A 12,286-nucleotide genomic window follows, 5' to 3' on the forward strand; every position below is an offset into this window, starting at 1 on the left:
TCTGGATGGCTAAACTATCGCTCTCATCTGATATTAGAACAACGTCCATTTATTCAACTTGTTTATTAAAAAAATTCATCATGAAGCGACATGATTCGCAAATAAAAACAACAAATAGACGTCTAGACGTTTACATATCCATTTTTTGTCGTTAAGTTATTTACACGATTGCTATTCTGTTCATAGCGAGCAACAAAGGATGAAAGGAATTCATGATAGAGCTAAAACATTTGCGGACACTCACTTCGCTTCGAGACACTGGCTCTCTAACGGCGACAGCGACCGCTTTGCATCTCACTCAGTCGGCACTGTCTCATCAGATCAAAGATTTGGAGGCGCGAATTGGAGGGCAACTGTTCCTGAGAAAGACTCGTCCGGTGAAGTTCACTTCAGAGGGAGAAATCCTATTGCGTCTTGCAGAAGATATCCTTCCGAAACTCGCAAGAGCAGAAAATGATTTAGCGAGCTTGAAAGAGGACGTCAATGGCCGATTACATATGGCCATTGAATGTCACTCTTGCTTCCAATGGCTAATGCCTGCACTTAGGGAGTACCAACTTGCTTGGCCAAGCGTAACATTGGACTTTTCCTCTGGTTTTGGCTTTGAACCACTCCCAGCTCTATTGGCAGGCGAACTCGATCTTGTTATTACTTCCGATATCCAACCTCGATCCGAAGTCCACTACGAGCCTCTATTCGACTTTGAAATGCGTTTAATTACCGCAACCAACCACCCATTGGCGGAAAAAGAAATTATTGATCCGCAAGATCTCGCAGATCAAACCATGCTCTCTTATCCTGTTCAAAAACAACGGCTAGACGTCGTAAAACACTTTCTTCAGCCAGCAGGAATAGAACCTGCGAAATGGAAGCAAGCCGACAACACTCTCATGTTAGTTCAGATGGTCTCTGCTGGATTGGGGGTGGCGGCACTACCCAATTGGGCGATTTCTGAATTTTCTCGCCAAGGTCTTATTACCAGTAAACCTTTCGGCCAAGGCTTATGGCGTCGCTTGTTTGCAGCAACGCGTCACTCAGAGAAAGAGAAGCGTTACTTACAAGCTTTTTTTCGCAACCGCGAGGCTACAATGTAAAAGCCACCTTGACGGAATCAAGGTGGCTTAAAAGATTTGGGTTATGAAAGGCTTAGCGTTGATATGCTTTAAATTGGTTAGTCAATGGATCGTACTGATAACCGAGCATATCAAGCTTGCCGACTACAGACTCTACATCCATCTCATACACTGATACTAACTCGTCAAAACTGTCGCACTCTAAACGTAGCTTTTCGTTGACGATACCTAGCAAAATAGTGCTGTCCAGATTACCTACATTGCTTAAATCCATCGCGACTCTCCTCTTCGACAAGGTATATAAACAAGCGTAGTAGTAATCACGCGAATTTAAAGTGAGTGCGATCTAAAACGTGATCACCTTATACCCAAGCACCAAGAAAGCACTTGGATATAAGCTGTCTAGCTTTGTCTTTAGAATAGAGGTTAAGCCGCGAGAGAGAATAAACCTTGCAGGCTCGTCATCGACGCGAGTGCTAGAAGCAAGGCAACGCTCAGTTGCACCTTTTCTGGTTTCTTATGCGTAAAAATATGCCAACACCACACAATAATTGAAGAAATTAGCATAGCTAAAGACAGCAAGATCGGCTGTGTCGCAGCGTTTAGTGTGGCTTCATTTAACTGGTAAGAAGCAAACAACGTTGCGATGACTAATAGCATTCCAGACACAATGCCCGTAACTGGTAAAATACGGTGAAATGCCTGTAATCTGCTGCGAGCTATCGTAAGCAGCAATTGAGAAAATGACGCCCCAAGGAAAAATATCATTAGCGCCATCGCTATCGATGCTGGCCAGCTTGATTGCTCAAATACTTGAATACTCACATACGCAAAGGCCAAACCATTCGCTAAATGCATCGCCCATAGTGGCCCTTTCTCACGCGTTTTCTTGGTTTGAACCTGAGAATAAAAGTAGAAAATAGCAAACACGATCATAAATGCTTCAATGCGAAGTGACGCAACAGCGAGCCACAATACAGCTACTGCTGGCAACATTTTATGAAGACGTCCTCGCTGACCAGGACAAATATCGCCCTTTATTAGAAGCAAAGTCAGTAGCGCTTGTGCGCCAAATAGCATCGGAGGGAAAGTAACCAGCAATTGTTGAATCATGTTGAATGCACGCTCAAAAGTCATTTTGGGGGGCGATAATATCAAATCAACTATCGCCAAACCACCGAAAGTCGGCCCCCAAATGAGCTAAAACGGTAAGACAATTTTATTCACAGAGAGGCAAGATACTTCAACGCGTCTTCCTGCGTTAAAACTCCACGGTACTCTTCTTTGGTATTACACAGTACCCAAGGGAAACGAATGCCGGTTTTAACCAACTCTCGAATAACAGAGACAGGTAAACCCTCATCAACCAACACAAATTCGGTGCTCATTATCTGATTAACAGGACGTTTCCAAATTCTGCTTTCTCGTTCAGTTTCTCGCTCTGTGCCCATCGAGGGCGTTAGGTGTAAATTCACCGTCTCTTTCGTAATTAACCCAACACAACGATTTTCATTGAGAACAACTAAAGGCAAGCTTGGATTCAAATTCATGTACTCCACTGCCAAGGAGAGCGGTTCTCCAGGGTCCATAGACCTGACTTGTTCATGGCTCACAGATTGCAACACATCACTTTGCTTAGACTCAATCGCGATGTCAGAGAACAGATGCCCATAACTGTTCGCTTTATCCATCAAATCGACAGGCACGGCAGCAGAAAATAGAAAGCCCTGCATGTAATCGACACCGATTTCTGCCAATACTTGAAGTTCTTGCTTAGATTCCACGCCTTCAGCAACCACTTTTACATTCATTTGCTGTGCAAGCTCGGTGACCATTTTCACAATGTTATAGCTGGTGCTCCCTTTATGAATGTTCTTGATGAATTTTCGGTCTATTTTCAGTAAATCAAACTGCCCTTTTTCTAGATAAGAAAAAGAAGAATACCCAGTACCGAAGTCATCAATCGCGATCTCAATGCCCTCTTTCCGCACTTCCTCTAGAGCTCGAGTATGCTCCTCATCTTGTTCAAAATACGCGGTTTCTGTTAGCTCGATAGTTACTCGCTTAGGGTCTACACCACTGGCTTTAATCAAATCATGCGACCGCTGAAGGATCTGAAGAGAATCCAATTTCGTATTGAGGGAGCGATTGATGGTCACGCCCACTTCCTCGCCATAAATTTCTTGTAAGCGCGGAAAGTGCTTCAACGCAGCTTGGCAGACCACATCATCAAGTGCCGCTATGAGTTCTAGATCTTCAATAATAGCGATCATCTTCTGCGTACAATACGCATCATTTTCATCATAGAAGCGTGCGAGGGCCTCGAACTTAACCACTCTTCCGGTTTGAACGTCGATAATCGGTTGAAAGTAAACGTCCACTAGCCCACTCTCTATTTGTGCCTCCAAAAACGCCTCGAGATGTTGGCGCTTCACTAATTCAGAGTGAAGTTCACTGTCGTAAAAGTTGAAATAGCTGCCTTCACCGGAAATAGAGGACAACATCGCTTGCGCTGCATGTGCTAGCGCTTGTCTTGGTCGGTTCGTATCATAGCCAAGGATTGACACACCAGTTTGGCCTTTAACGATAGTGGCATGCATTTTTGTGCCCATTTCATTTCTAAGCTCATTAAAGAACCCTTTCATGGCAATTTGGATCAAACGAACCGGGCTCAACCATTGACAATGAGGGGTCTGCAAGCATACGACAAACACATCCCGAGATAACTGCCCCGCAATACTGGTGTAGCGACTTCGCATAATAAAATCTGCAAAACCTAATTGCTGTTCAAGCAAGTATCTCTCCGAAAACTTGGGTCTGAGTGTCATAACAATGTTGAGTTCTTTATTTCTGCTTTCATTCGCTAAGTTCGCTAATTGGAGTTCAAATTCTTTCCTCGCTGGTAAAAAGGCAGCCCAATCATGCTGTTGTTCACAACGATTTTTCATCCACAACAACGAAGCAGAAATATCCGTAGAAAATCCGAGATAGAGAATTCGTCCAGAATGAAACGTAAGTCGGTAAATACAAAGATGATGAGCTTGGTTGCTACCGTTTGCTGTTTTGCTCAGCAAGTTACCACACCAACATCCTTCATCATTAATTTGCTGCCACAGCTGATCATAAAACGCTTGGCTATGGTGAGAGGTACTGAAAATATGAGTTTTAAGCCCAACCAGATCTCGGTTTTGATAGCCCATTTGTAACTCAAAGGCACGGTTACAACCTAAGATGCGCGTATCTTCATCGGCAACTAAAACGCCTACATTTGGCAAATCAAAAATCGTTTCGAGAATTTTCGCTAACTCCTCGCAACCAGTGATTGTTAATTGTGGAATGATAGTGCCTTGGATAATGCGCTTATTGAGCCTTTCAAAACTAATAGTAACGTGCACTAAGTTAACGTTTTTTAGCATCATGCAACAAGAAAACCGCCCCCGTCCGCCAAAGAGTTCCACTTCTAGAATTCGTTGTTTTAGCGTTTCTTGTTGCCCCATCAGCATATGATCAAACAAGTTATTTAGGCTGGTTATTGGCGTACTTATCCCAAATGCCTTTGCCATTCCTTGCTGATCACATTCGAACTCGCGAGTATCAATATCGTAAGACCACTCTATAACAGGAGTTAGACTGGAAGTCGTTTGCATTTTTGGATGCACTGTTGTCGTAGATTCACTCATACCCTAGCCCCTTTTTTTGTAATTAGCCCAAGGCTCAAAATTCACAGTCAATTCGCGACATTCCAGTTGGGACCTGCCGATCCTCTTTATAGATGGATTGTGTCAACGATAAGCCTATCGACTTAGAACTATTTCCAGAGCAGCTCAGCCTTTTGCATTTAATATGCACTAATTTGATTATAGGCTTTACCCCACATAAGCACACCATTGCTTATTCTTTGTATTAAGATTGCGACATTTTTCATGAACCGATCTATAACCATGAGGCTTTCAAGGTGAAATTAGACAGAAAATCGCCGATAGAGCATTGATATTTTTACAAACCAAATAAAACTCGATGAACTAAGCTTGAATAGATGAGTTTGTTATAGATACCTGATAATCAAATCGCTATAATTCGCGCTCCCTGGAACAGAGAGCAAAATATGACCAATAACATCACTCCTATTCATGAGTACAAAAAATACTGGGCAGAGTGTTTTGGTACGGCACCTTTCTTGCCGACCAGTCGCAAAGAAATGGATGCCCTAGGATGGGATAGCTGTGACATTATCATTGTAACCGGTGACGCTTATGTGGATCACCCAAGCTTTGGTATGGCTATCATTGGCCGCCTGCTAGAAGCACAAGGTTTCCGTGTCGGTATCATTGCTCAACCAGAATGGCAAAATAAAGATGCGTTCATGCAACTTGGTAAGCCAAATCTGTTCTTCGGGATCACTGCGGGTAACATGGACTCCATGATCAACCGTTACACCGCGGATAAAAAGCTTCGTCACGATGACGCGTACACACCGAATAACGAAGGTGGTAAACGCCCAGACCGAGCAACGTTGGTTTACTCTCAACGTTGTCGTGAGGCATACAAAGAAGTACCTATTGTTTTAGGTGGTATCGAAGCTAGCCTACGCCGTGTTGCGCACTACGATTACTGGTCAGATAAAGTTCGCCGTTCTGTACTGTTTGATGCAAAAGCAGACATCCTACTTTTTGGTAACGCAGAGCGCGCACTTGTCGAAGTAGCACATCGCATCGCAAACGGCGAAGGCATCAGCACCATGACCAATATTCGTGGTACTGCCGTGAACTTGCCAGCGGCGCCAGAAGGCTACACGGTTATTGATTCTTCTCGCATTGAAAAACCTCGTAAAGAAGCGTTCGTACCAAAGAACCCATACGAAGTAGAAACTCAGTGTGAAACTAAAAAAGATGAGCCTGTTGCACAACCAATCACGATTCGCCCATCACGCCACGATGCTGCGACGACTGCGGTCCGTTTACCTTCGTTTGAAAAGCTAAGAAACGATCGTATTCTTTATGCGCATGCAAGCCGTGTATTGCATCTAGAAACGAACCCGTACTCTGGTCGAGCGTTACTTCAAAGCCATGGTGATCGTGAACTTTGGGTAAACCAAGCTCCAATTCCATTGACGACCGAAGAGATGGACTTTGTGTTTGGCCTGCCTTACGCGCGTGTCCCTCACCCTATGTACGGGAAAGCAAAAATTCCTGCGTACGACATGATCAAGACGTCTGTAAACATCATGCGTGGTTGCTTTGGTGGCTGTTCTTTCTGTTCGATTACCGAGCATGAAGGTCGAATCATTCAAAACCGTTCGAAAGAGTCTATCATCAACGAGATTGAAGAAATTCGCGACAAAGTTCCAGGCTTTACCGGCACAATTTCCGATCTTGGTGGCCCGACTGCAAACATGTACCGCCTGGGCTGTAAAGATCCAAAAGCGGAAGCGAACTGTCGTCGTCCTTCTTGTGTATTCCCGGGCATCTGTAACAAGCTAAACACAGACCACAAACACACGATCGATTTATACCGCGAAGCGCGTAAAGTTGAAGGCGTGAAGAAAGTGATGGTTGCATCTGGCGTACGTTACGACCTTGCGATTGAATCACCAGAATACGTGAAAGAGCTCGTGACTCACCACGTAGGCGGTTACTTGAAGATTGCACCGGAACATACAGAGAAAGGTCCTCTTGATCTGATGATGAAGCCAGGCATGGGTACGTACGATCGCTTTAAAGAGATGTTCGAGAAATACAGTGCAGAAGCAGGCAAGAAGCAGTACTTAATCCCTTATTTTATCTCTGCGCACCCAGGCACAGAAGACGAAGACATGCTGAACCTTGCTCTGTGGCTGAAAAAGAACAACTTCGAATGTGATCAAGTACAAAACTTCTACCCTTCGCCAATGTGTAACGCAACGTCGATGTACTACTCAGAGACAAACCCTCTGAAACGCGTGAAGTACAAAAAACGTGAAGATGTACCTGTAGCAAAAGGTGAACGTCAACGTCGCCTGCATAAAGCGCTGTTGCGTTATCACGATCCAGCAAACTGGCCAATGATCCGTGAAGCCCTAATCAGTATGGGTAAAAAACATTTGATTGGTGACAAACAAGGCTGTCTCGTTCCTGCAGAAGACATTGAAGCACAAACACCTGCGCAACGTCGTAAATCTGGTCGTCATGGGGCAAACCGCTTTGCAACCAAACATACCAAAAACCAACCAGGCTTCGGTGGTCATTTGAACAAACGTTCTGAAGGCGGTTCAAAAGATGGTAAACCATCTGGCAACCGTAACGGTTCGGGTAAAGCTACAGGTGGTCAACGCCCTGCAAGCAACGGCCAACGTCCTAGCGGCAACGGTGCAAACCGCCCGGCAGGTAGCAAGCCGCAAGGCCAAGGTCGCCCACAAGGACAAAGCAAACCAGCTGGTCAACGTAAACCAAAGCGTCGCTAACTCTTTAGCACTTAAATACTAGAAAGGGCTCCAGAGGTAACTCTGGAGCCCTTTTGTTTTGTCGGCTCATTGAGGCATCACTCACAACTAAAACTTTGATTCAATCAATACAAAAAATGGTAAACACCAACCAACTTATTGGAAAAACAAACAATTATTTGATTGACGCAAAACCATAAAAATCTAACTCATTGATTTTTAATTGCTTTATTTTGGTGCGATATTTGCGTAATAGAATAAAACTCTTAAACATGGGCTAACGATGAATAATCCACTTCCCCCAAAAACTTCTATGTTCTGGTATGACAACAGCTATACCTATGAGGAGGCCGTTCAGGCATTTGAAAGCGATGGTACACTGAAATCGCTGAATATCGTTCCAACCACGGAATCCGATGATCTTGCTGGCTCACCCCCAGAGCGCAGTATGTTTTGGGAGGGAGAAACAAAAAAAATCGATCCGCCACCGCCGTCTGAACCAGAGCCTCTCAATTTAAAAACTGAGAAAGAAGCAACGGAAGCATCACCTGCGCACTTTATCCCAGTCCGCTATGCCATCGATCAGCTAGAAACAGAAGAGACACAACCTTTTGGTTTGCCTGAAGAATGGAAAGGGCAAGGCCCAGCCAAACTCAATACCGTTGGTTACACCCTGCGTCAACTGCGCGACGGTTGGCTGTATGTCTATGATGCAATCAACAAAAGCTTAGACGAATACGAAATCAAAGGAACGCAATTCACGCTCTATAAGTTGGGAGAATCAGAAAGCCCAAAATCAGAGCAGCGTGGGACACCACAAGATGCAAAGCCCTTCCTTACTTACGTCAACGGAAGCGTACTATCGATTTGCTTCTCTGAGCACCGGTGGACATGGCACACGTTCATGCGCGTACTTAACAATCCGAGTAATCATATCGATCGCATGCAAACCATTGTTCTGTCCTCAAACGAGAATCAGCACAACATTGCACCAATAGATAAGTTAACCCAAGTCGCTGATATTGAATCTTCTGCCGTCGATGATGGTCGCTTTGCGGATTCTGGCATCGCCACCAAAGCAGATGAAGATGGTTCTGTCTTTAAACCTGTCGCAGTCGAAAGCGATTTAACCTCTGCGATTCCAGAAGAAGAATCAGGCTACTTCGTCGCGATAAAAGATTACGCCGCAGACATTCAAGATATGTCACTGCATTTTGTTGGTGCCGCAAGCCCTTACCGCCTTTTCACTGACCAGTTTTCAAACCAGTGGAACTTGATGCAGACCGCCATGCAACTGTGTATGTTTGGTGCAAGTGACGAGATAGACATGCCAGCTAGCGTTAAGCGTAACGGCGAAGAGCTGTCGTTTTATACCGACATGGCTGACTATTATGACTCCTCTCACCAACTTGATTTGGCAGAGCAGAACAAAAGCTCAGTTCAGTCCGGCTATCCTGCTAAATTTTCCGCTGGAGCGATTGAATCACACCAACATACCCAAAGTGACATTGCTAAAGCGATACAGGACAAATATCGAATTTCTGCGAGCCGTTTTGGTAAATACGAACAATGGATAGCGACTGAACGCTGGCGTCAGCAGCTCAACTGGAAGCAAATGCTGAGCGAGATGCAAGAGCTGTCAGAACAAAAAGAAACCATGCTAGCCCAAGTGGTTTCGGTCAAACGCGACTTTATCGCAGTAATGGAGTCCTTAACGCCGCATCATCTCGAAAGAACCTTCGACCTATACAGCGAAGACACGCAGTACAGCTTGTATCAACTACACAAGCAAGCGGTTGAGTCATTTACTTTGGTGATACAAGAAGAAGACCGCCAATGGGCTGAAAGCCAATGGGAGAAACCAACCAGTTTACTTGCTCTCTATGCCTCTGGGTTTAGTCGTAGTTTATTTAAAGTGATGGAGAAGAATATTACAGAGGCGCTTGATGAACAGTCGATCGTCTCAGGAAATCCTGATCCTGATAATCAGTTGATGGACCAGATATCTGATACCAGCAACCGCGTGAATATGTACTCTAAGATCATGGACTTTGTTTCCAATCCAAACACTGCGGAAACAGCCTTTCTCAAAGATATCGCCAAAGGTTTCCAAGAGCTGGATATTATTTTTAAATCTGCAATAGGTGCGCTTGCAAAAGGCGTTGTAGAGTTTGGTGTTAGCATGACCTCACAAGTATCAATTTCGCTGATGCCTGTTTTCGCTAAACCTCTGAACCGTCATAGCTATTATTTATTTGCCGTTATTGCAGAACATATGGCACACAACATGCCCGTAACAATAAAAGAAGGTTACGCTCGCGATTTTAAAAAATGGAAAACACGCGTAAATGATTATCTGATTAAGCTCGAAAAAAACGATGCAATCATTGCTGACTTCCAGAAAAATAACCGCAAAGCTGACTCTAAATACACAACAGCTTTAAAAAATAAAAAGACTATTAAGAAGGCTCTCGCTGTAGCTACATTGGAGTACCCGCAGTACATTGAGTTACCTGATGATCTACCTCAAAGAACCATCGAGCTTAGAACGCGGATCGTGATGAATAAGCTCAATGATTTGAATAAACTGTTCGAGAATGCCGGTGGTCTAGGCTTTCTGGCATTAATATTTAACTGCATCGCGCTTGGTGATGCCATGAGCAGTATTCAAGACACGGGGTTAATGTCCTCAGATGAATTTTTGGATATCCAGCAAAAGTTATTTTACACAGTCAACGCTTGGACAGGTGTTCGTACAGGTAAGTTATGGGAGAAAGTGAAGGGTGAACCTAGGTTAAGGTCACATTCATATAATGTCTTAAAAAAGTTAGTGAATAGAAACGAAGATACCTTTAAAAACTTAAACCTTGATGACCTAAAGGTATTCAATAAATGGCTAGCAATCACAGGGGCTTTAGGTGCGTTAGCTTCGGGTATTGAGGCTTACCGTTCTTGGCAGAGTGCTGACAAAGTTTATGGTCAAGAAAAATATCTGCATGTAGCAAATTCCCTAGTATTAACAGCAATGTCAGCTGTCGGTATATTCCAAGTATACGGAGGGTTAACTGGACAATTTGCATTAAACTTATCCTTTGGCGGGCCTATAACGGCCGGCCTGGTTATTCTCACGATTGCATACCTAGCCATCAATTATAAGTTGAATAAACTGAAACAAGATGATTTCCAAAAATGGTTAGATAAACTGCCTTGGGGTTATCACCCGACTCGCACTCAGTGGAGCCAATCTTCGAGCTTACCCGAAAGAGAGAAGCATAATTCAGCATTGGTTCAGCAAGCGCTGTTTGACTTACAATCTATTATTCAACAGCCTACGGTATACCATCAACCTATTGAAAAAGTACAAGCTTACCCAGGTTACACACATCGTGAGTTAATCGGTTTGGAAGTGCATATTCAACTGCCAAGGCGTGCTGCAACGAATGGTATTACGTTGAGAACTAACAGCAAGGCAACAGAAGATGATTTGATGTCAGGCTCGTGGCATCAAAACGCAGATTTAGTCACGCTACAAACTCAAGATCAAGCGAGCAAAGAATCACTGGTGTACAAAGTAACCTTGCCAATTGAAGAAGCAGATCATTACCTTGCAATGCAAGTAGCTTACGATGTGGAAGATGATGCCCCTGCTAAGCGTGAGTATTGGTTCCAAAACGGCATAAAACAGAGTGCAACTTATGGCATTATTTCAGACAATATCAAACAAGACATAATTAAAAAAACACTCACCCCCGCAGTTGGCACACTAGGTTTTCAGGAGTAACCCTTGGCATATTCACCGTTTTATATCACCCCAGAAGAATTGGCGGTTTATCAAGAAGCACAAGAGCAAGAGATTCTCAAAGGGGACAATTTAACAACATGGCATAAGTATGATGTAGAAGAGCCATTTCGCTACCATTACAAGTTAACGGCTTTGCCATTTATGAGCTTCTTATTTGTAATTGTATTTTTGACACACTCAAGTGATACGCTTGTCGTGACCTTTTTTGGCCTTATCTTGTCAGTAATGATGGCCGGGATCTTTTATCTTACGATTGGCCTCGACTATCGCTATGACTATATCTTTTCTGACAAAGGCTTTGTGATGAAGAAGCGTCGCAACATGCCTAAGTGGGCGAATACCGCCACACAAGCCGTTGGCTGGATCGGTGCGGTAGTTTGCGTTTTGATGGTAGCGGTAGTTGGCCCGATGGCGTTAGCTGGAGCGGGCGCTCTTATTTTATTCTCATTTGGTATGTTAAAACGCAAGCCCGATGAACCAACAGAAGTGAGAATTGGAGAGCGTGAAGATTGGTTGTTTGCCGACTACAACAAAAAGCGCAAAGTGATCCAGTTCTACTTTAAGCAGGATAAGTGTGAATATATCGATATGGAACACAACACTATTGTCCGTTCACATAGTAGATCTGATTGCTACGTATTTTTCAAAACTGAAACGGACTTAGAATCGATGGTAAATCAGTTAGCTACGGAATATAAGCTGGATTGTACAGAGGTAGATGACCACAAAAAGCTGTTTGAATCGAAGCCAGAATCAAGGCTCTTTAGTATTCCGGTTTGTAGTAGAGAATATCAAACCGAAGAGGTATTTGATTTAAGGGCGTCAAATGCCCCACTTCCTGAGCGTGAATACCTTTACAACGGCAAGTGGCAAACGGAATCTGAGATTGAAAAATCAAAATCTGAACTAACGGCAGCCAAGGTATAAACCTTGGCTTGTTTACCTTTTTACATCCCCCAAAGCTTTAGGTTTACTCTGATGTACAAAAAGAAA

At 43.8% G+C, this 12,286-nt stretch carries 6 protein-coding genes and 1 pseudogene; 4 read left to right on the plus strand and 3 right to left on the minus strand.

The window, feature by feature from the left end; genetic code table 11:
* Nucleotides 1–212: 212 nt before the first annotated feature.
* Nucleotides 213–1,125, plus strand: a pseudogene (gene metR / locus N646_RS05035) (HTH-type transcriptional regulator MetR).
* A 21-nt stretch (nt 1,126–1,146) separates the two neighbouring features.
* On the opposite strand, the gene N646_RS05040 reads toward metR, so the two are convergent.
* From N646_RS05040 to N646_RS05050, 3 genes are all read right to left on the minus strand, one after another.
* Nucleotides 1,147–1,347, minus strand: a complete 201-nt coding sequence (locus N646_RS05040; protein WP_005376762.1) for a DUF4250 domain-containing protein — start codon at nt 1,345–1,347, stop codon at nt 1,147–1,149.
* Nucleotides 1,348–1,499: 152 nt separating this feature from the next.
* Nucleotides 1,500–2,210, minus strand: a complete 711-nt coding sequence (locus tag N646_RS05045; protein WP_005389354.1) for a hypothetical protein — start codon at nt 2,208–2,210, stop codon at nt 1,500–1,502.
* A gap of 86 nt (nt 2,211–2,296) precedes the next feature.
* A complete protein-coding gene (locus tag N646_RS05050; protein ID WP_017820489.1) occupies nt 2,297–4,753 on the minus strand; it encodes a sensor domain-containing phosphodiesterase in 2,457 nt (818 codons plus the stop codon).
* Nucleotides 4,754–5,178: 425 nt separating this feature from the next.
* On the opposite strand from N646_RS05050, the gene N646_RS05055 reads away from it, so the two are divergent.
* The 3 genes from N646_RS05055 to N646_RS05065 all read left to right on the plus strand — a co-directional run bounded on the left by N646_RS05055 (nt 5,179) and on the right by N646_RS05065 (nt 12,220).
* On the plus strand, nt 5,179–7,512 hold the full coding sequence (locus N646_RS05055; protein ID WP_017820490.1) for a YgiQ family radical SAM protein: 2,334 nt from the start codon (nt 5,179–5,181) through the stop codon (nt 7,510–7,512).
* A 262-nt stretch (nt 7,513–7,774) separates the two neighbouring features.
* Nucleotides 7,775–11,272, plus strand: a complete 3,498-nt coding sequence (locus tag N646_RS05060; protein WP_031777260.1) for a T6SS effector BTH_I2691 family protein — start codon at nt 7,775–7,777, stop codon at nt 11,270–11,272.
* A 3-nt stretch (nt 11,273–11,275) separates the two neighbouring features.
* Entirely contained in the window at nt 11,276–12,220 is a 945-nt protein-coding gene (locus tag N646_RS05065) for a hypothetical protein (RefSeq protein WP_017820492.1), read from the plus strand.
* The last annotated feature ends 66 nt before the right edge of the window (nt 12,221–12,286 follow it).

The sequence above is a fragment of the Vibrio alginolyticus NBRC 15630 = ATCC 17749 genome (genome assembly GCF_000354175.2).
Classification (GTDB): domain Bacteria; phylum Pseudomonadota; class Gammaproteobacteria; order Enterobacterales; family Vibrionaceae; genus Vibrio; species Vibrio alginolyticus.

Coding starts and splice junctions, on each gene's coding strand:
- N646_RS05040 (WP_005376762.1), bottom strand. CDS start 1,347: ATGGATTTAAGCAATGTAGGTAATCTGGACAGCACTATTTTGCTAGGT.
- N646_RS05055 (WP_017820490.1), top strand. CDS start 5,179: ATGACCAATAACATCACTCCTATTCATGAGTACAAAAAATACTGGGCA.
- N646_RS05045 (WP_005389354.1), bottom strand. CDS start 2,210: ATGACTTTTGAGCGTGCATTCAACATGATTCAACAATTGCTGGTTACT.
- N646_RS05050 (WP_017820489.1), bottom strand. CDS start 4,753: ATGAGTGAATCTACGACAACAGTGCATCCAAAAATGCAAACGACTTCC.
- N646_RS05060 (WP_031777260.1), top strand. CDS start 7,775: ATGAATAATCCACTTCCCCCAAAAACTTCTATGTTCTGGTATGACAAC.